Annotated in this window: 15 protein-coding genes and 1 riboswitch; of the genes, 14 read left to right on the top strand and 1 reads right to left on the bottom strand. The window is 68.8% G+C overall.

What is annotated here, in order from left to right:
- Nucleotides 1–32 precede the first annotated feature (32 nt).
- From ACH4TV_RS27110 to ACH4TV_RS27060, 11 genes are all read left to right on the top strand, one after another.
- Nucleotides 33–1781 (top strand): hypothetical protein, encoded by a 1749-nt coding sequence (locus ACH4TV_RS27110; RefSeq protein WP_398402474.1) that lies wholly within the window; start codon nt 33–35, stop codon nt 1779–1781.
- Nucleotides 1778–3079: a cytochrome P450 gene (locus ACH4TV_RS27105; RefSeq protein ID WP_398402472.1), complete on the top strand. Its 1302-nt coding sequence runs from the start codon at nt 1778–1780 to the stop codon at nt 3077–3079. The genes ACH4TV_RS27110 and ACH4TV_RS27105 overlap by 4 nt, the downstream gene beginning before the upstream one ends.
- 192 nt (nt 3080–3271) lie before the next feature.
- Nucleotides 3272–4264: a transglycosylase family protein gene (locus ACH4TV_RS27100; RefSeq protein WP_398402470.1), complete on the top strand. Its 993-nt coding sequence runs from the start codon at nt 3272–3274 to the stop codon at nt 4262–4264.
- A gap of 183 nt (nt 4265–4447) precedes the next feature.
- Nucleotides 4448–4618, top strand: a riboswitch (cyclic di-AMP (ydaO/yuaA leader).
- Between the two features lie 3 nt (nt 4619–4621).
- A complete protein-coding gene (locus tag ACH4TV_RS27095; RefSeq protein ID WP_398402468.1) occupies nt 4622–5338 on the top strand; it encodes a transglycosylase family protein in 717 nt (238 codons plus the stop codon).
- 380 nt (nt 5339–5718) lie between these two features.
- Nucleotides 5719–6999: a phosphopyruvate hydratase gene (gene eno, locus ACH4TV_RS27090; RefSeq protein WP_371661975.1), complete on the top strand. Its 1281-nt coding sequence runs from the start codon at nt 5719–5721 to the stop codon at nt 6997–6999.
- Between the two features lie 142 nt (nt 7000–7141).
- A complete protein-coding gene (locus ACH4TV_RS27085; protein WP_398402466.1) occupies nt 7142–7615 on the top strand; it encodes a septum formation initiator family protein in 474 nt (157 codons plus the stop codon).
- A 76-nt stretch (nt 7616–7691) separates the two neighbouring features.
- Entirely contained in the window at nt 7692–8315 is a 624-nt protein-coding gene (locus ACH4TV_RS27080) for a DUF501 domain-containing protein (protein WP_398402464.1), read from the top strand.
- Nucleotides 8312–9253, top strand: coding sequence for an exopolyphosphatase (locus ACH4TV_RS27075; RefSeq protein WP_398402462.1), 942 nt, complete (start codon nt 8312–8314; stop codon nt 9251–9253). The genes ACH4TV_RS27080 and ACH4TV_RS27075 overlap by 4 nt, the downstream gene beginning before the upstream one ends.
- A 409-nt stretch (nt 9254–9662) precedes the next feature.
- Nucleotides 9663–11060 carry an NAD(P)/FAD-dependent oxidoreductase gene (locus ACH4TV_RS27070; protein ID WP_398402460.1) on the top strand — a complete coding sequence of 466 codons (1398 nt, stop codon included), beginning with the start codon at nt 9663–9665 and terminating at the stop codon, nt 11058–11060.
- A gap of 348 nt (nt 11061–11408) precedes the next feature.
- On the top strand, nt 11409–12863 hold the full coding sequence (locus ACH4TV_RS27065) for an aldehyde dehydrogenase family protein (protein WP_398402458.1): 1455 nt from the start codon (nt 11409–11411) through the stop codon (nt 12861–12863).
- A gap of 511 nt (nt 12864–13374) precedes the next feature.
- Complete coding sequence (locus ACH4TV_RS27060; RefSeq protein ID WP_398402456.1) at nt 13375–13530, top strand: hypothetical protein; 156 nt, start codon at nt 13375–13377, stop codon at nt 13528–13530.
- A gap of 305 nt (nt 13531–13835) precedes the next feature.
- On the opposite strand, the gene ACH4TV_RS27055 is transcribed toward ACH4TV_RS27060, so the two are convergent.
- On the bottom strand, nt 13836–16724 hold the full coding sequence (locus ACH4TV_RS27055; RefSeq protein WP_398402454.1) for a glycoside hydrolase family 3 C-terminal domain-containing protein: 2889 nt from the start codon (nt 16722–16724) through the stop codon (nt 13836–13838).
- 413 nt (nt 16725–17137) lie between these two features.
- On the opposite strand from ACH4TV_RS27055, the gene ACH4TV_RS27050 reads away from it, so the two are divergent.
- Genes ACH4TV_RS27050 through ACH4TV_RS27040 form a run of 3 tightly spaced genes read left to right on the top strand, consistent with a single transcriptional unit; the run spans nt 17138 to nt 20873 of the window.
- On the top strand, nt 17138–18823 hold the full coding sequence (locus ACH4TV_RS27050; protein WP_398402452.1) for an extracellular solute-binding protein: 1686 nt from the start codon (nt 17138–17140) through the stop codon (nt 18821–18823).
- 26 nt (nt 18824–18849) lie between these two features.
- Nucleotides 18850–19914: an ABC transporter permease gene (locus tag ACH4TV_RS27045; RefSeq protein ID WP_398402450.1), complete on the top strand. Its 1065-nt coding sequence runs from the start codon at nt 18850–18852 to the stop codon at nt 19912–19914.
- Nucleotides 19911–20873, top strand: a complete 963-nt coding sequence (locus ACH4TV_RS27040) for a carbohydrate ABC transporter permease (RefSeq protein WP_398402448.1) — start codon at nt 19911–19913, stop codon at nt 20871–20873. The genes ACH4TV_RS27045 and ACH4TV_RS27040 overlap by 4 nt, the downstream gene beginning before the upstream one ends.

Below are 20873 nucleotides of genomic sequence, written 5' to 3'. Positions count from 1 at the left end.
CCCACGGGTGGGCGCGAAACGTGGGGGCTTGTGTGGCAACGGAGTTGGAGGAGCTCAGGAACGCGATCCTGAGCGCGATCCACGGCTCACCGACAGCGGCGGAACGGGTCGCGGAATTGTTGGAACGGTCGGACATTCCCGGATTGGTGGACGCCTGGATCCTGGACCGGCCGGGGCAGGCGGCGGCCGACGAGCGGCTGTTCCTGCTGGGGATCCTGTCCCGCGATCACCCTCAGATCATTGCCGGCCTCCGGGAGATCTCGCGGGACCACACCCCCGTGCCCACAACGGCCAGCAGGGTCGCCGGAGACCACCTCGACTTCCGTGACGCGACCTTCCACGAACGGTTCGTCGGCGTGCAGCACAATCACTACGGCTCCGCCCCCGCCACCGCCCCGGCGTGGTGGAGGCCGGTCGGCGAGGTGGGCCCTGTCGAGTTCGGCGTACGCCCGACCCGCCACGTACCCGGGCTGCCCGACGTGCCGCCGTACGTCACACGGGATTGCGACCAGGACCTGCACACCAAACTCGCCCACAGCGGTCTCGTGCTGATCCTGGGGGAACCGTACGCGGGCACGTCGTTCACGGCGTGGCAGGCAGTGCGCTCGCTGGAGGGGTACCGGCTGTACGCACCGGATCCCGGCGAGGATCTGCGCGGCCTGCCCGACCGGTTGAAGGCCGCGCCCGGCGACTACGTGATCTGGCTCGACGAGTTGACCGAACACCTCGGTGAAGGCGCCCTGGAACCACGGCTGCTGGGGCGGCTCACCAGCCACGGCGCGGTGGTCTTCGGCACAATGAGACCCGCCGAGTACTACCGCCGCCGTGCCGGGTCCACCCCTGGTGACCGGGTCGTCGCCATGGCGCGCACGGTGGATCTGCCGCGTGAGTGGAGCGAGGCCGAACTGGCGCGGCTGGGGGCACATGACGACGACCCCCGCGCGTACCCGGCGTACATGTGGAGCGGCAAAGAGGGCGTGACCTCCTATTTCGCGATCGGGCATCTGCTGTTCGACGAGTGGACGCGCGCCGGAACGCAACTGGAGCATCCGCGAGGGCAGTTGCTGGTACGGGCCGCGGTCGACCTCGCCCGGTGCGGGGTCACGAAGGCCGTGCCGACCGCTCTTCTCAAGGCTGCCGAGTTCCCCTACCTCCGTGGAGAGCAGGAACGGGAGTCGTTCGAGGACTCGTTGGCATGGGCGACGACACCGTTGTTCGGAGTCTCCGGGCTGCTCGTCTCGGGGGAGAAGAACGACACCTGGCGGGCCTACGGGGCACTGGTCGCCGAGGTGTTGCGCTCGGAAAACCTGCCGCCCGTTCCGGACCAGGTGTGGTGGACCCTGCTCGAGAGACTGAACGACTGGGGCATCGACCGCGCGGCTGTCCTGGACGCGGCACGCGCCGCGTTCCGTTCCCGTGTCGAGGCGGGGGACGTCGGGATCATGCGCAGGTTCGCCTGGGAGACGGACGGTGAGGAGAAGGAGGCCTGGCTCCGCAGAGCGGCGGACCTCGACGACGACGAAGCGGCCGTGCAACTGGGGGAACTCCTCCTGAGGCGTGGGGACGGGCCGGGCGCGATCCCCTATCTGGAGAGAGCCGCGTCGCGGGGGAGGGCGGCAGCCGCCGGTCTCCTCGGACTCCACTACCGGAACCAGGCCCAGCGCTGGCTGACCGAGGCCACCGTAGCGGGCGACCAAAGGGCCAAACGCGCCCTCAGCGAGTGGGGGAGCCTTCTCCCTCCGCGAATCTCTTCACCCGCCCCCGATACCGTCACCGAGTGACTGACCAGCCCGGCTCCCCGCCCCCCGCCCCCGAACTCTTCACCTGGGAGTTCGCCACCGACCCCTACCCCGCCTACGCCTGGCTCCGTGAGCACGCGCCCGTGCACCGGACCAAGTTGCCCAGTGGCGTGGAGGCCTGGTTGGTCACCCGGTACGGCGATGCCAAGCAGGCCCTCGCCGATCCCCGGCTCTCGAAGAACTCCGCCCATCACGACGAGCCCGCGCACGCCAAGGGCAAGACCGGTATCCCCGGTGAGCGCAAGGCCGAGTTGATGACCCATCTGCTCAACATCGATCCGCCGGACCACACCAGGTTGCGCAGGCTCGTCTCCAAGGCGTTCACGCCTCGCCGAGTGGCCGAGTTCGCACCCCGGGTGCAGGAACTCACCGACAACCTCATCGACCAGTTCGCGGCGCGCGGCTCCGCCGATCTCATCCACGAGTTCGCCTTCCCGCTGCCCATCTACGCGATCTGCGACCTGCTGGGCGTACCCCGCGAAGACCAGGACGACTTCCGGGACTGGGCCGGGATGATGATCCGGCACGGGGGAGGGCCCCGGGGCGGGGTCGCTCGGTCGGTCAAGAAGATGCGGGGCTATCTCGCCGAGCTGATCCACCGCAAGCGCGAGGCGCTGTCCGACGTACCCGGACCCGGTGAGGACCTCATCTCCGGGCTCATCCGCGCCTCCGACGAGGGCGAGCACCTCACCGAGAACGAGGCCGCCGCCATGGCCTTTATCCTCCTTTTTGCCGGTTTTGAGACGACCGTGAATCTGATCGGCAACGGCGTCCACGCCCTCCTCACCCACCCCGAGCAGCGCGCCCGCCTCCAGGCGTCTCTCGCCGCCAAGGAGTCCGCCCTTCTCGAAACGGGCATCGAGGAACTCCTCCGCTTTGACGGCCCCGTGGAGCTGGCCACCTGGCGCTTCGCCACCCGTCCGCTCAGTCTCGGCGGGCAGGACATCGCGGCCGGTGATCCCGTGCTCGTCGTCCTCGCCGCCGCCGACCGGGACCCGGAGCGGTTCGCCGATCCCGACGTTCTCGATCTCACCCGCCGGGACAACCAGCACCTCGGGTACGGCCACGGCATCCACTACTGTCTCGGCGCCCCGCTCGCCCGCCTGGAGGGGCAGGCAGCCCTCGGCACCCTCCTCACCCGTCTCCCTGACCTGCAACTCGCCGCAGACCCCACCGAGTTGAGATGGCGGGGCGGCCTCATCATGCGTGGACTGCGCACCCTGCCCGTCGAGTTCACGCCAGTTCGCGAATCCGGGCATACCCAGCCAGTGGTGACGTAGAAGGTCACGGAATGGTGACGCTCCGTCAACAATGTGATCTTCACGTGATCTGCGCGGCATTAACTTGTGATGAGTGATCGTCTGCCGATACGTTCACGCACTAGTGCGGCGCCCTGCGGTGTCCATCGACACCTGTCGTTGCCCGTCATCGCCCGTCGCACTGGCCCCCGCTGTCTCGTGAAAGGCCACCGCATGCTCTCCGGGAACGGTCGTCACCGTCGCCCCCGTCAGGCCCCGGCTCTGCTGGTCGCGGCCGGCGTGGCAGGCTCCGCCATCGCCATTCCGCTGCTCGGCGCCACCGGCGCGAGCGCGGCCAGCGGTACCACGTGGGACCGGGTCGCGGAGTGCGAGAGTGGCGGCTCCTGGAGCGCCGACGACGGCAACGGGTTCTACGGCGGCTTGCAGCTGACCCAGATGGACTGGGAGGAGTACGGCGGCCTCACCTACGCCCCGAGTGCCGACCAGGCCAGCCGTTCGCAGCAGATCGCCGTCGCCGAGAAGGTGCTCGCCGACAAGGGGGCCGGGGTCTGGGAGGCCTGCGCGCTGCTGTCCGGGCTCGGCAAGGACACCGGCTCGGCCGACGTCGACACCGGCGTGGCCGGCGACGGCACCAGCACCAGCAGCGGCAGCGGTATCGGCTCCAGCACGGGCGTGGACGCCGGTGTGAGCGAGGGCGGCACCTCCTCCTCGGCTTCGACGCCGCCCTTGACGCCGAAGTCGACGCCGACGTCACCCACGCCCTCGACGTCGCCCTCGACCGACTCCGCCGAATCCGCCGACTCCGAGTCCTCCACCGGTTCCTCGCCGTCTCCCGTGCCGTCCGTCGCGGCGACGACCGACTCCGTCGAGTCGTCCACCCCGCTGTCGCCGTCGCCTTCCCCCTCGTTGCCCGGTACCGGCGACTCGCAGGAAGGGGACAGTTTCCTCACGGACACGGCAAAGAGTGCAGAACAGGGCAACTCCGGGCAGAGCGCCGAAAACGGGACCGGTCGTCATCGTGGCGACACCGAGGGCTCGTACACCGTCCGTGCCGGCGACACCCTTTGCGACATCGCCGACTCCCTTGGCCTTGAGGGTGGATGGTCCGAGCTCTACCTCGAGAACGAGCATGCCCTCGGCACTGACCCGGACCTTATCCTCCCCGGTCAGACCCTTGCGGTAGGTAGCGAACCGGGGCAAAAGTAACCGGAGTTCACGTCACACTTCGTGCTGAATGTCCGTTATAAATGCAGTGAGAGATAGGTCTCAGAAGCCCTGATCGTCTTTGTATTTCAGGGGATCACCTGTTTACGGTCGTGATCGCTCGCCACCGCGGGCCCCGCCGGTCGCAACGCCGAATCCTGCCAACGGCCGTCCGGGAACAGTCGTCGCTATCAAGCGCCGTAGGCAGGAGCGGGGGACCCAAGGTAGGTGCCGCACCGGGCAGTTGACCGGAGCGGCTTGGGGTTAAGTCGTACGTCCAGGACTCGGACGTACGGCCGGGCAACTCAACCGGCCCGAACCCGACAGCTCACCTCGCAGGCGTCGGTGAGGGGATCACGCATGCTGTTTTCCGGTAAGGGCAAGCACCGCCGTCCGTCCAAGGCCACCCGTGTCGTCGCCATCGCCGGTGTGACCGGTGCGGCCGTCGCCGCTCCGCTCCTGGCGGCCGGCTCCGCCTCCGCCGCCACCTCCGCCGAGTGGGACACGGTCGCCCAGTGCGAGTCGGGCGGCAACTGGTCCATCAACACCGGCAACGGCTACTACGGCGGTCTCCAGTTCTCCGCCTCCACCTGGGCCGCGTACGGCGGCTCGTCGTACGCCTCCACCGCCGACCAGGCCTCCAAGTCCCAGCAGATAGAAATCGCCGAGAAGGTCCTCGCGGGCCAGGGCAAGGGTGCCTGGCCGGTCTGCGGCGTGGGCCTGTCCGGCGCCGCCTACGACGGCGGTTCGAGCAGCGACGCGGGTACGAGCGACAACTCGTCCAGCGGTGCCGGCAGCTCCGACAGCTCCAGCGAGGCCACCACGCGTTCCTCCGGCGATCAGTCGGCCTCCCGTTCGCAGGAGCGGCCCGCCGCGAAGAAGACCGTCACCACCCCGACCGGCAAGAAGGTCGAGAAGGGCGACGGCGAGTACAAGGTCGTCACCGGTGACACCCTCAGCGAGATCGCCGAGGCGCACGACGTCGAGGGCGGCTGGACGAAGCTCTTCCAGCTGAACAAGGACATCGTCGACGACGCCGACGTCATCTACCCGGGCCAGCAGCTGCACCTCAGCTGACCCCGGTCACCTGCGGGCCGGGTCTTCCCCCAAATCCCAGTCGGCTCGAAGGTGAACCACAGCGCCCTCACATCCGTGGCTTCCATAGTGAAGACCTCGTGAGGGTCACCCCCGTCCCCCACGGGCTCCCCGCTCCGGTGCGTTCTCCCCCGTACGCACCGGGGCGGGGCTTTTTTGTGCCGCCTGCTGGCCCGTCTGTCGGCCCGTCCATTGCCCCGTTCATTGTTCCGCCTTTTGTTCAGGTGGGGAACAATGTTTACCCTCTGTTCTGTCCAGGGGGTGGCCGGCGGACCTGCCGATCCCCCTCGGGCGGTTAGGCTCATCCCGCGGGGCCCCAAAAAGTCCCGCGTACCCGCGTCACATCCCAGAAGGAGATGCTCGTGCCGTCCATCGACGTCGTCGTAGCCCGGGAAATCCTCGACTCGCGAGGCAACCCCACCGTCGAGGTCGAGGTCGGCCTCGATGACGGCAGCACCGGTCGTGCCGCTGTCCCGTCCGGCGCCTCCACCGGAGCCTTCGAGGCCATCGAGCTGCGCGACGGTGACCCCAACCGCTACCTCGGCAAGGGTGTCGAGAAGGCCGTCCTCGCCGTCATCGAGCAGATCGGCCCGGAGCTCGTCGGTTACGACGCCACCGAGCAGCGCCTGATCGACCAGGCGATGTTCGACCTGGACGCCACCGACAACAAGGGCTCCCTCGGCGCCAACGCCATCCTCGGCGTTTCCCTCGCCGTCGCCCACGCGGCGTCGGAGGCCAGCGACCTCCCCCTCTTCCGCTACCTCGGCGGCCCGAACGCGCACCTGCTGCCCGTTCCGATGATGAACATCCTGAACGGCGGCTCGCACGCCGACTCCAACGTGGACATCCAGGAGTTCATGATCGCCCCGATCGGCGCGGAGTCCTTCTCCGAGGCCCTGCGCTGGGGCGCCGAGATCTACCACACCCTCAAGAAGGTGCTGAAGACCAAGGGCCTGTCCACCGGTCTCGGCGACGAGGGCGGCTTCGCCCCGAACCTGGAGTCCAACCGCGCCGCGCTCGACCTCATCATCGAGGCCATCAAGCAGGCCGGTTACGTCCCCGGTGAGCAGATCGGCCTCGCGCTCGACGTCGCCGCGTCCGAGTTCTACAAGGACGGCAAGTACGAGTTCGAGGGCAAGTCCCGCACGGCCGCCGAGATGACCGAGTACTACGAGGAGCTCGTCTCCGCGTACCCGCTCATCTCCATCGAGGACCCGCTGTACGAGGACGACTGGGACGGCTGGAAGACCATCACCGACAAGCTGGGCGACAGGGTCCAGATCGTCGGCGACGACCTCTTCGTCACCAACCCGGAGCGCCTCGCCCGTGGCATCGAGGAGGGCTCGGCCAACGCCCTGCTCGTCAAGGTCAACCAGATCGGCTCGCTGACCGAGACGCTGGACGCCGTCGAGATGGCCCAGCGCAACGGCTTCAAGTGCATGATGTCCCACCGCTCCGGCGAGACCGAGGACGTCACCATCGCCGACCTCGCCGTCGCGGTGAACTGCGGCCAGATCAAGACCGGCGCCCCGGCCCGCTCGGACCGCGTCGCCAAGTACAACCAGCTGCTGCGCATCGAGGAGATCCTCGACGACGCCGCGGTGTACGCCGGTCGCTCGGCCTTCCCCCGCTTCAAGGGCTGAGCCTGCTGAGCCCGCAGAGCCTGTAACGGCTTGGGCAGCGTCGTACGTACGTCCCCGTACCCGGTCCCGTACCGTGTGCGGGGACGTACGCACGTGCGGCACGGACAAGCGCAGACGCTCGGGGAACGGGGAGGCGGGAGACATGGCCGTGAAGGACCGGGACCGGTTCTCCACCGCGACCAGGATCAAGCTGCTCGGGGAGCAGACCGCGGCCCGCGTCTACCGCTCCCAGACCAAGCGCCAGGCCCGCCGCTCCCGCCTGACCGGCCGGGCGGCCCTGCTCGCCCTGGTCCTCTGCTCGCTGATCGTGGCGCTCGCCTATCCCATAAGGCAGTACGTCTCCCAGCGCGCCGACATCGCCGACACGGCACGCGAACGCGACCGGGCCAGGCAGCGGGTCGAGCAGCTCCGCGACCTGAAGGCACGCTGGCAGGACGACGCGTACGCCGAGCAGCAGATCCGGCAGCGGCTGCACTATGTGATGCCGGGCGAGACCGGGTACATCGTGATCGACCCGGACGCGGCGAAGCAGTCGCACGCCGACCTGGGCGCGGCCGACCGCCCCTGGTACGCGAACGTCTGGGACGGCGTGGACAAGGCCGATCAGGCAGGCTGAGCCGGCGCCGACACCGACGCCGACGCCGCCGACCAGTGAACGTGAACGCGAACGTGAACGGAACAGAAAGACAGGTATGGAAACGCCTCCGCCGCCCACCCCGCGTACCGAGCCCACCGACGCGGACGTCGAGGCCTTCAAGCAGCAGCTGGGCCGCCCGCCGCGCGGGCTGCGCGCGATCGCTCACCGCTGCCCCTGCGGTCAGCCGGACGTCGTGGAGACGGCCCCGCGCCTGCCGGACGGCACGCCGTTCCCCACGACGTACTACCTGACGTGTCCGCGGGCCGCCTCCGCGATCGGCACGCTGGAGGCGAACGGCGTGATGAAGGAGATGACGGAACGGCTCGCGACCGACCCCGAGCTGGCCGCGTCCTATCGAGCCGCGCACGAGGACTACCTCGCCCGCCGCGACGCGATCGAGGTCCTGGAGGGCTTCCCGAGCGCGGGCGGCATGCCGGACCGCGTGAAGTGCCTGCACGTCCTGGTGGGCCACTCGCTGGCCGCGGGACCGGGTGTGAACCCGCTGGGCGACGAGGCGATCGCGATGCTGCCTCAGTGGTGGGCGAAGGGGCCGTGTGTGGTGGCGTCGACGCCTCCCGAGGGGGAGGGCTGGGAGGTCGACGCGAGCGAGTCCGGCTACTTCGCGTTCAAGCCCGTCGACTCGGCGGACTCGGCGACGACTGAAGGGGACGGCAAGTGACCCGCGTCGCCGCCATCGACTGCGGTACGAACTCGATCCGCCTCCTCGTCGCCGAAGCCGACCCGGAGACGGGCGAACTCGTCGACCTGGACCGCCGGATGACCATCGTCCGCCTCGGCCAGGGCGTCGACCGTACGGGGCGGCTGGCCCCCGAGGCCCTGGAGCGGACCTTCGCGGCCTGCCGTGAGTACGCCGCCGTCATCAAGGACCACGGCGCCGAGCGGTTGCGTTTCGTCGCCACGTCCGCCTCGAGGGACGCGGAGAACCGGGACGAGTTCGTACGGGGGGTGCTGGACATCCTCGGTGTCGAGCCCGAGGTCATCTCGGGCGACCAGGAGGCCGAGTTCTCCTTCACCGGCGCCACGAAGGAACTGACGGGTCGCGACGACCTCGCCAAGCCCTACCTGGTCGTGGACATCGGCGGCGGCTCGACCGAGTTCGTGGTCGGCGACGACCACGTGCGCGGGGCCCGGTCCGTGGACATCGGGTGCGTACGGATGACCGAGCGGCACCTCGTGCGGGACGGGGTGGTCGTGGACCCGCCGGGGGACGAGCAGATCGCTGCCATACGGGCCGACATCGAGGCCGCGTTGGACCTGGCGGAGCAGAGCGTCCCGCTGAGCGAGGCGCGCACGCTGGTCGGGCTCGCGGGGTCGGTCACGACGGTGTCGGCGATCGCGCAGAACCTTGCCGCGTACGACCCCGAGGCCATCCACCACTCCCGGGTCTCCTACGACCGCGTCCGCGAGATCACCGAGAGCCTTCTCCGGTCCACGCACGCCGAGCGCGCGGCGATTCCGTCGATGCATGCGGGGCGCGTCGACGTGATCGGTGCGGGGGCACTCGTACTGCTGTCGATCATGGAGCGGATCGGGGCGGCGGAGGTCGTCGTGAGCGAGCACGACATCCTTGATGGCATCGCCTGGTCGGTCGCGTAGGCCTCGGCTGAGCAGGTCGGACAACGTATGAGCGCACTTGAGGGGCTGTTTGCGGCCCCTCGGTGACGCCCCCTCGGGAAACTTCGTGAAGTTCTTCACAAGGAATTCGGTCCCGTTGGGCGAGGAACCGGCTCCCGGGGGCCTTTTCGGGGGCTCACCAGGGGTGGGAGCAGGTTCGGGGGAGTGTTCCGGCGGGGTTTCCGACGGGTGGAACGAGGGGCCGGTCCAGTCGCTCCGGAGAGCCGGAAGGGCAGTTCACGCGGCCTTGACAACGGGACGTAGGGGGTAGTGGTTCGCTCCCTGTGACCTCGTCCCTGGCGAGTGGGCCGCGCAGTGTAGCAGAGGTGGTGAAGAAGCTTGTGAAGGGGCGCACGAGCGACCCCCCTGGAGCGGGTGGATACTCGATGGCATGAGCACCACGGAGCGTCCCAGGATCCTCGTAGTAGGCGGTGGGTACGTAGGCCTGTACGCAGCTCGGCGCATTCTCAAGAAGATGCGCTACGGCGAGGCGACCGTCACGGTCGTCGACCCCCGGTCGTACATGACCTACCAGCCCTTCCTCCCCGAAACCGCCGCCGGCAGCATTTCGCCGCGCCACGTCGTCGTACCGCTGCGACGTGTGCTGCCCAAGGCGGAAGTTCTCACCGGTCGGGTCACCACCATCGACCAGGACCGCAAGGTCGCCACGATCGCCCCCCTCGTGGGTGAGGCGTACGAGCTGCCTTTCGACTACCTCGTCATCGCCATGGGCGCGGTCTCCCGCACCTTCCCGATCCCCGGCCTCGCCGAACAGGGCATCGGTATGAAGGGCATCGAGGAGGCCATCGGCCTGCGCAACCACGTCCTGGAGCAGCTGGACAAGGCTGAGTCCACGACCGACGAGGAGATCCGCCGCAAGGCGCTCACCTTCGTCTTCATCGGCGGTGGCTTCGCGGGCGCGGAGACCATCGGCGAGGTCGAGGACATGGCGCGCGACGCGGCGAAGTACTACCCCGGCGTGTCCCGCGAGGACATGCGGTTCGTTCTCGTCGACGCCGCCGACAAGATCCTTCCCGAGGTCGGCCCGAAGCTGGGCCAGTACGGCAAGGAGCACCTGGAGAGCCGCGGGGTCGAGATCTATCTTTCGACGTCGATGGTGTCGTGTGTGGATGGCCATGTCGTTCTGAAGAACGGGCTTGAGGTCGACTCCAACACCATCGTGTGGACCGCCGGCGTCAAGCCGAACCCGGTGCTCTCCCGGTTCGGTCTTCCGCTGGGTCCGCGCGGTCACGTGGACGCGCAGCCGACGCTCCAGGTCACGGGTACGGACTACATCTGGGCCGCGGGCGACAACGCCCAGGTGCCGGACGTGGCCGCCCGCAAGGCCGGCGTGGAGAACGCCTGGTGCCCGCCGAACGCGCAGCACGCGCTGCGGCAGGCGAAGGTGCTCGGTGACAACGTGGTCTCCGGTATGCGGGGCTTCCCGCAGAAGGAGTACGCGCACTCGAACAAGGGCGCCGTCGCGGGTCTCGGCCTGCACAAGGGCGTCGCGATGATCGTCATGGGCAAGGTCAAGATCAAGCTCAAGGGCCGGCTGGCGTGGTACATGCACCGCGGCTACCACGGTCTGGCGATGCCGACGTGGAACCGGAAGATCCGGGTGTTCGCGGACTGGACGCTGGCGATGTTCCTGAAGCGTGAGGTTGTCGCGCTGGGGGCGCTGGAGACTCCTCGTGAGGAGTTCTACGAGGCTGCGAAGCCGGCGCCGGTTGCTGCGGCCGCTCCCGCGAAGAAGGCGGAGAAGAAGACCGAGGCCAAGGCCTCGTAACCTTCCCGACGTCCGTTGACCCCTGAAGGGGCTGCCCGCCATCCGTGGTGCGGGCGGCCCCTTTCGGGTTTTCTCGCCCCCGCCGCCCCTACCCGTCCCATCCCTGGGGGCTGCGCCCCCAGACCCCTGCTCCGGCCCTGAACGGGCCTTGTCCTCAAACGCCGGACGGGCTGAACAACCAGCCTCTCCGGCGTTTGAGGAGCGGGGGTTCGGGGGCAGCGCCCCCGAGGATGGGACGGGTAGGGGCGGCGGGGGCGAGATCCATCACGCCAAATCGTCGCGCCGCCCACCCCCACCACTCCACCCCGGACAAACAACGCCCCGCCCTCCCCGCCCTACCGTGGACCCATGACCTCCACGCCCGTCACCCACGCCTTCTGGCTCGCCGGCCGCCAGGCCACCGGCGAGACCACCTTCGACGTCACCTCCCCCTGGGACGGACGCCTCGTCGGCAAGGTCGGCGTGCCGACCGAGGCCCAGGTCGAGGAAGCCGTCGCCGCCGCCCACGCGGTACGCGACGAGTTCGCCGCCACCCCCGCCCACGTCCGCGCCGCCGCCCTCGACCACGTCAGCCGGCGCCTCGTCGAGCGCACGGAGGAGATCGCGCAGCTCATCTCCGCCGAGAACGGCAAGCCGGTCAAGTGGGCCCGCGGCGAGGTCGGCCGAGCCGTCTCCGTGTTCCGGTTCGCCGCCGAGGAGGCCCGGCGCTTCAACGGCGGCGAGGCACAGCGCCTCGACACCGACCTCGGCGGTCAGGGGCGCCTCGCCCTCACCCGGCGCTTCCCCAAGGGCGCCATCCTCGGCATCGCACCCTTCAACTTCCCGCTCAACCTCTGCGCCCACAAGATCGCCCCGGCGATCGCGGCAGGCGCCCCCATCATCCTGAAGCCGGCGCCGGCCACGCCCCTCTCCGGCCTCGTGATCGGCGAACTCCTCGCCGAGACCGACCTGCCCGCCGGCGCGTGGAGCATCCTCCCCGTCGCCAACGACCGCATGCCCGCCCTCGTCCAGGACCCGCGGCTGCCCGTGATCTCGTTCACCGGTTCGGAGAAGGTCGGCTACGCGATCATGGACTCTGTGCCGCGCAAGCACTGCACCCTGGAGCTGGGCGGCAACGGCGCGGCGGTCGTCCTCGCCGACTACGCCTCCGACGCCGACCTCGACTGGGCGGCGACCCGTATCGCCACGTTCTCCAACTACCAGGGCGGCCAGTCCTGCATCTCCGTGCAGCGGGTCATCGCGGACGCCTCCGTGTACGACCGGCTGCTGCCCCGCATCGTCGCCGCCGTCGAGGCCCAGGTGACCGGCGACCCGGCCGACGGCGCGACCGACGTCGGGCCGCTGGTCAGCGAGGACGCGGCCAAGCGGGTCGAGGCGTGGGTCGACGAGGCGGTCCGGGCGGGCGCCAGCCTTCTCGCCGGTGGCAAGCGCGACGGCGCCTCCTACGCGCCGACCGTCCTCACCGACGTACCCGGCGACGTCACGATCTCCTGCGAGGAGGTCTTCGGGCCGGTCCTCACCGTGAAGAAGGTGGACGGCGAGGACGCGGCGTTCGCCGCCGCCAACGACTCCAAGTACGGCCTCCAGGCAGGCGTGTTCACCCACGACCTTCAGGCCGCCTTCCGCGCCCACCGCGCCCTGGAGGTCGGCGGTGTCGTCATCGGCGACGTGCCCTCCTACCGCGCCGACCAGATGCCGTACGGCGGCGCCAAGCAGTCCGGGGTCGGACGCGAGGGCGTCAAGTTCGCGATGGACGACTACACGTACGAGCGCGTACTGGTGCTCACTGGTATCGCCCTCTGACCTGCCACGCACAGGCAGAAAGGAACGGTCGTAGCCCGCTTTGCGGGGGCTGCGATCGTTCCTGTTTCGGGGTGTTGACGTCCGGCCGGTCTTCGCGAACCGACCCGAGCGGACGCTCTCCTCATGGCGGGCCGACCCCACCCCAAAATCGGTATCCAGACCTGACCCTGGGCGAGGTCTGGGGCGCCGAGCACCTGGGGCATCTGTTGCGGGACCAACCCCGCATCGTTGCCCGCTACTTCGCTGTACGGCTGGCCGCTGCCCCGCCCCGGCCGGTGAACGTACGTATTCGATTCCGTAGTTCTACTGGTGCCTCGGGAAGGCAGCGTTGGGAGACTCGCCCCATGAGCTTCCTGACGGAGCAGTGGTGTCACGCCGGGGAGCTTGCTGACTCCCTACTGGGCAACCGTCGCCGGCTGTCCGACGGGGAGCGAACGCTGTCTGGTCAAGAGAGCCCGGCTGAACATTGGGGAGTCCTCCGTTGGTTTCCAAGATTCGTGTCCTTCTGGGCATGCTCGTGCTCCTGGCGCTCGCCCTCGGCGCCGTCGCCCTGCTCGCGGCCATGAAAGCCGATGCCACCTGGTTCACGATCGTTCCTCTCGGCATCCTCGGTATCGGCGCGTCCGTCGTCCAGTCGCTCGGATGGTTCAACAAAAAAGACCGGTGATACTGGCCTGACGGCTCGCAGGGCACACAGTTCGAGCAGCCGGTCTGCAACCTTCCTGCTCAACTGATCGCGGACATGGCTGACCGCCGCCGCCCATGTCGGACGGCATTGTGGCCTGTTACGGCCTCGCCCTCTGAGATCTCCGCTGTTCATCTCCCACGTCGAACTCGGCAGCCCGCCCCTCTAGCTAATGGGAACCGTTTTCACATACACTCACCGATGACGCGAACGCGCCGTCAAGAAAGGGTCCGGCACCGATGCCTTCCGGTGCCGGGCCCCTTCCATGTGCCGCCCCCTCCGGACCCTCAGCCGGAGAAGCCGACATGCGCGAGCCGCAGCGGGCCGCGCAGCCTCAGGTGTACGTCGTGCACGCCGTCGACGACGGTCAGTGGAGCCCGGACCGTCGTGTAGTCGTACGGGCCGGCGGTCGGCGGCGGGGTCAGGGTGGCCGTCGGCTCGCCGTCGGCCCCTGTGACCGTCACCTCCACCGTGCCCTCGCCCGCCACCGTCACCGTGATCTCCGTGACCCCTGGGCCGAAGTCGCAGTCCCGGTAGAGCAGTTCGGCCTCTCCGTCGGCCGCCGGGGTCACCGCGTCGCCCGACACCTTCGTGCGGTCGACGATCTCGGCGCCGCTCTGCTCGTCGAAGTCGGCGGCTGCCAGGCCGAGTTGGTGGACCGGGCGGGGTGTCGACGGGGTGCCGGTCACCTCGACCGTCGTACGGGCACGGATGTCCTCGCTCGACGCGCCCGCCAGGAGTTCGTACGGGCCGGGGGCGAGGCGTCGGGCGCCGATCGCCACATCCCAGAACTCCAGGCAGCTGAGCGGGAGTTCGAAGGAGAGGGGCGTTGATTCACCGGGGGGCAGGGTGACGCGGCGGTGGGCCACCAGTTCCCTGCGCGGGCGGGTGACCGGTGACTCGGGCGCCCTCGCGTACAGCTGTGCCACCTCGTCCGCCGTGACGTCCCCGGTGTTGGTGACCGTGAACGACACCCGCAGCGTCTCGTTCTCCTCCTCCGTCTCGGCCGTCAGGTCGGCGTACGCGAAGGAGGCGTACGACAGGCCGTGGCCGAAGGGGAACAGGGGGGTGCCCTCGAAGTAGAGGTACGTCTGCCGGGAGCCGATGATGTCGTAGTCCAGCAGGTCGGGGAGGTCGGCGTCGTCGGCGTACCAGGTCTGCGGGAGGCGGCCCGCCGGGGAGACGTCGCCTGCCAGGACGCGGGCCAGCGCCGTGCCCGCCGCCTGGCCGCCGTGCGCGGTCCACAGGGCCGCCGGGAGATCCGACACGTCCACCGCGTACGGGTACGCCGAGGTCAGGGCCAGGACCGTCCGGGGATTAGTGGCGCGGGCCGCGTCCAGCAGGCGCTGCTGGTGGGCGGGGAGGTGGAGGGTGGTGCGGTCCTCCGTCTCGCGTCCGTTGATGTGCGGGTCGTTGCCTGCTACCACGACGACCACGTCCGCCCGGGCGGCCACTCTCTTCACCGACTCCTCACCCTGTTCGGCGACGATCAGTTCGAAGATCTCCGGAGGGAGCTCCTGCGCGTCGGCAACTTTTACGCCGTCGGCGGCGACAGAGACGTGGCGACCCGTACCGACATGCCTGAGGAGGTGGTGGTTTCCGTGCGACCCCTGCGACCCCTGCGACCCGTGGGGCTCCAGACGGAACGTCTCCTGGACGACCCAGCCGCCCGGCTGGTCCGCCGACGCCCGTACGTACCCGTCCTCGGCGACCGACAGATAGCGGCCGTCGGGCGCGCGCAGCGTCAGGAGGCCCTCGCCCCAGTCGATCAGCGCGAACTCGGTGCCGTTCACGTCGGCGGTGAGCGCGGGCAGGTCGGTGCGGCCCGCGAGGAGGGCCGGGTCCAGCGCGCCCTCGGCGCCCCGGGCGACGTCGGGCACGTCCTCGGCGGGCGGGACGTGCAGGAACGTACCCGCAGACGTCCGAAGCCGTACGCGGTCCACGCCCTCGGCGAACTCGACGTGCTCGGCGCCGAAGCGCTCGTACAGGGCCTCCAGAGGCGTCGAGCGATGGATGAGGGTGCCGCTGTACCAGTCGACCTTGCACTCGTCGGCGAGCAGACCGACCACCGCCACCCGGGTACCGGGAGCGAGAGGGAGCGTGTCGTCGTCGTTCTTCAGCAGGACGACCGCCTGTTCCGCCGCCTCCTGGGCGAGGGCGCGGTGGGCCGGGGTGTCGAAGTCCTTGGTGTCCGCGTACGGGTCGTACTGCGGGTCGAACTCGCCCAGGCGGAAGCGGACCGAGAGCTGGCGGCGGACCGCCCTGTCGATGTCCTCCTCCGTCAACAGACCCTGGGACAGGGCCCCTTGGAGGCGGGCGATGATTTTCGTGGAGTCCGTTCCGTGGTCCGTGAAACTGTCCACGCCGGCGATCAGCGCGGCGGCCGTCGCCTCCTCGTGGGTGTCGAAGTAGTGCTCCGAGTCGACCAGGTTGGAGGGCGCGGCGGCGTCCGAGCAGACCAGCAGGTCGGCGTCCGTCCAGGCGCGCAGCTGTTCGTCCAGATGCGGCGACACGTGGTTGGGGCGGCCGTTGACCAGGTTGTACGCGGGCATCACGCCGGCCACCGCGCCCGCCTCGACCGTCTCGCGGAAGGCGCGCAGGTCGTACTCGTGCAGGACGCGCGGGCGGACCGAGGACGAGGACGTGTCCCGGTTCGTCTCGTTGTTGTGGGCCAGCCAGTGCTTGAGCACCGGGGCGGTGCGCCAGTACGCGGGGTGGTCGCCGCGCAGGCCCCGGGTGTAGGCGGTGGCGATCGCCGAGGTCAGCTTCGGGTCCTCCGAGTAGCCCTCCTCGTTGCGGCCCCACAGAGGGTGGCGCAGCAGGTTCACCGTGGGCGCCCAGACGTTGAGGCCGACGCGGTCGTCGTGGGCCCGCATCGCGCGGACCTCCTTCGACACGGCGTCGCCGACGCGGTGCACGAGCTCCTCGTTCCAGGTCGCGCCGAGACCGACGGCCTGCGGGAAGACGGTCGCCGGACCCATCCACGCCACCCCGTGCAGCGCCTCCTGACCGGTGCGGAAGGCGGCGATGCCCAGACGCTCGACGGCGGGCGCGAACTGGTGCAGGAAAGAGACCCGTTCGTCGAGGGTGAGGCGGGACAGCAGATCGTCGATGCGCTTCGCGGTCGGCAGCTGAGGATCGCGGAATGGCGGCGAAGGCGGCGTTTGTGCGGTCACGTGGGGTTCCCTTTGCGATGGAGCGGCGAGGCGCATTCGAAGCGCTTCGATGCTCATTCGACGTGGGGGTGGGTGTCAAGACACCCAGGTGCAACAACTCTGTTTCCCGACCGTGATGTCAAGCGGTGTACGGGGGTGGTCCAGGCCACCGCACGGGGCTTGATACCTCGGAGGAATGTTGGATCCGACCCTTGTGCACCCTCAGGTGTTCACTTAACCTCGCAGCAACATCGAAGCGCTTCGACTAACTGGGAGCCACCGGGATCACCTCCCGGAACGCCATCCGGGAAGTGCGGTCCTCCGAGGACTGATTCCTCTCGGCCAGTCACGCCAGTCACGCCAGTAACACTCAAGACACCGCAGCCGACGGCTCCACCGCCGGGTGTCCTGGTGCGCCATGAAGGGTTGACGCAATGACGCCGAATGCCTCCTCCGCCTCCTCCGCACCGAGCCGGAGAAGCTTCCTCGCCTCCACGGCGGTCGCCGCCGCCGCGGTGGCCGGCGGGATGCCGCTGCTCGCCGCTTGCGGTGGCACGCAGGAGAAGAAAAAGGAGGGCACGACCTCGGGGAAGGCGGCCGAGAAGATCCTCCCGGCGTTCGTGGCGTCGAACGTCGTCGTGCCGGACCTTCCCTCGAAGAACGGCTCGTCGGCCGGTTTCACCAAGGCGATCTCCCTCGACCAGCTGAAGACCTCGGTGCCGACGAAGCTCGGCAGCGGCGGTCCGCTGAAGATCATGGCGCCGATGTGGGGCAGCCCGCCGTCCAACGACAACCCGTACTACGCGGCCGTGAACGCCGCCGCCGGCGTCAAGGTCACCTGGCAGAACCAGGACGGCAACACGTACGACGAGAAGCTGGGCGCCGTCCTCGCCTCCAGCGAGATCCCGGACGCGGTCGTCGTCCCGGGCTGGAACCTGAACGGCAAGATACCCAGCGCCATCACCGCCAAGTTCGCCGACCTCGGCCCCTATCTGTCCGGCGACAAGGTCAAGGCCTACCCCAACCTCGCGGCCGTACCGACCGACGCCTGGCAGCGCTCCATCTTCGGCGGCCAGTTGCGGGCCATCCCGATGCCGGCCTCGTACGTCCCGAACATCGTGCCCTTCTACCGCAAGGACATCTTCGCGGAGAAGGGCTACGAACTCCCCAAGACGGCCGACGAGTTCCTGGCCTGGGCGAAGGAGGCCACCGACGCCAAGGCGAAGGTGTGGGCCTGCGACGACATGAAGTGGACCGCCTTCAACATCTACGGCGTCCTCAACGGCAGTGACAAGGCGCTGTGGTGGGACCTGAGGGACGGCAAGCTCGTCAACCGCATCGAGACCGACGAGTACCTCGAAGCCCTGGAGTGGACGCGCAAGCTGTACGCGGCCGGTGTCGTCCACCCGGACGCCAAGGCGGTCCAGGGCGACGCGTCCAACCGGTTCACCTCCGGCCAGTCCCTCGTCTTCAACGGTGACATCTCCTACTGGTACGCCTCGACGGCCGAACAGAAGATCCAGAAGACCGGCTTCGAGATGGGCGCGTTCGACATCTTCGGCCCCGACGGCGGCGCCCCCACGATATGGGCGACCCAGCCCGCGGGCATCTTCACCTTCGTCAGCAAGAAGGCGTCCCCGCAGCAGATCAAGGACTTCCTGGCACTCGCCAACTTCTGCGCCGCGCCCTACGGCACCAAGGAGTACATGCTCAGCGTCTACGGCGTCGAGGGCACCGACTACACGCTGAAGGACGGCATGCCCGTCAAGACCGCCAAGGGCAACAACGAGGTCTTCGGCGCCTACGACTACACCGGCGACCCGGCCTCCTACCTCGCCCACCCCGATCTCCCCGAGATCGCCAAGCTCCAGGTGGAGTGGCAGCAGCGGATGGGCGCCTTCACCAAGAAGTCCTCCTTCTACGGCCTCACCATCACCGAGCCCAACCGGTGGACCAACCTCGCCAACGACTTCGAGCAGCTGGAGGACGACGTCGTCCGCGGCCGCAAGAAGATCAGCGATGTCCAGCAGGCCGTGTCCGACTGGAAGAGCAAGGGCGGCGACGGGCTGCGGGCCTGGTACAAGAAGCTGCTCGACGACAACGGCTCCGCGGCCAACTGACTCAGGGTCGAGGCAAGGAGAACGCCGTGTCCCACAGCACGGTGCCTCGGAGCAGGGCCGAGGCGAAGACCGACGAACAGACCGGTAAGAAGACCGGTAAGAAGAACGGCAGGAAGACTTCGGCGTCCGGCGCCGCCGGCCCCCAGGGCAAGCGGCGTCCGGGACAGCTGAGCCTGCGGCTCAGATTCAGACGCGACCGCACGCTGATCCTGATGAGCCTGCCCGCGGTCGTGCTGCTCCTGGTCTTCAACTACGTACCGATCTTCGGCAATGTGGTCGCGTTCCAGGACTACGACCCGTATCTCAGCGACAACGGCTTCGTCGCCATGTTCCAGAGTCCCTGGGTCGGCTTCGAGCAGTTCGAGCGGGTCTTCCAGGACTCCGGTTTCTGGCACGCGCTGCAGAACACGTTCGTGCTGTTCTCCCTCCAGCTCGTGCTGTTCTTCCCGATCCCGATCCTGCTCGCGCTGGTCATCAACAGCGTGATCAGGCCCCGGGTCCGGGCGGTCGCCCAGGCGATCATGTACCTGCCCCACTTCTTCTCGTGGGTGCTGGTCGTCACCGTGTTCCAGCAGATCTTCGGCGGTGCCGGCATCATCGCGCAGACCCTGCGCCAGCACGGCCACAACGGCTTCGACCTGATGACCGACCCCGGGATCTTCAAGTTCCTGGTCACCGCCGAGGGTGTCTGGAAGGACGCGGGCTGGGGCATCATCGTCTTCCTCGCCGCGCTCTCCGCCGTCTCCAACGACCTGTACGAGGCCGCCGCGATGGACGGCGCCGGACGCTGGCGGCGCATGTGGCACATCACGCTTCCCGCGCTGCGCCCGGTGATCGCCCTGCTGCTGGTACTGCGCGTCGGCGACGCCCTCACCGTCGGCTTCGAGCAACTCCTGCTCCAACGCGACTCGGTGGGTCCAGGCGCCGCCGAGGTCCTCGACACCTACGTGTGGTGGAACGGCATCCGCAACCAGGACTTCAGCTACGCCGCGGCCGCCGGTCTGATCAAGGGCGTGGTCGGTCTGGCGCTCGTGCTGACCGCGAACAAGGTCGCCCATCTCATGGGTGAGCAGGGGGTGTACAAGAAGTGAGCGTCGTTATCGACAAGACCGACAAGCCCGCGGCGCCCCGACCGGCCGCGTCCGGGCCGAGCCGGTGGGCGGCCCCGGAGCGGCCGGCCTGGGAGGAGGAACCCTCCAAGGCCGGTGTCGCCGGCAAGGGAATCGTCCTCACCCTGGCCTGCTTCGCGATCCTCTTCCCGCTGTGGATCGTCATCGTCACCAGCCTCTCGTCGAAGAAGACCATCGACGCGACCGGCGGCCTGGTGATGATCCCCAAGGACATCACCTTCGTCGCCTACCAGGAACTCCTCAGCGGCGGACAGGTCCAGCGCGCCGCCCTGGTCAGTGTGGGCGTGACCCTGATCGGCACGCTGTTCAGCATGGCGGTGTCCGTCCTGTCCGCGTACGGCCTCTCACGCACCGGGTCCCTCGGGCACCGCTGGTTCCTGATGCTGTTGCTCGCCACCATGTTCTTCGGCGCCGGCCTCATCCCGACGTACCTGCTGGTGCAGGGCCTCGGGCTGACCGACAGCTACCTCGCGCTGATCCTGCCCAGTGCGGTGAGCGTCTTCAACATCCTGGTCCTGCGCGCGTTCTTCATGGGCATCTCGCCGGAACTCATCGACAGTGCCCGCATCGACGGGGCAGGGGACTGGCGGATCCTCTGGAAGATCGTGATGCCGTTGTCGCGGGCGGTGCTCGCGGTGATCGCGCTCTTCTACGCGGTCGGGTACTGGAGTGCCTGGTTCAACGCGTCGATCTATCTGACCGACCAGGACATGATGCCGCTGCAGAACATCATGATCCAGCTCGTCCAGAAGCAGGAACGGCCGGTCGGGCTGGCCACCCAGATCAACACGGGTCAGCTGTCGCCGCTGGCGGTTCAGATGGCGGTGATGGTTCTGGCACTTGTGCCGGTCGCGGTTCTTTCGCCGTTCGTGCAGCGGCATTTCAAGAAGGGCATGTTGACCGGGGCCGTCAAGGGCTGA

Origin of the sequence: Streptomyces sp. NPDC020898, from assembly GCF_044333925.1 — a bacterium.
Classification (GTDB): Bacteria; Actinomycetota; Actinomycetes; order Streptomycetales; family Streptomycetaceae; genus Streptomyces.
The sequence above is the reverse complement of the archived record's forward strand: the minus strand, read 5'-3'. Positions and strand labels throughout refer to the sequence as shown.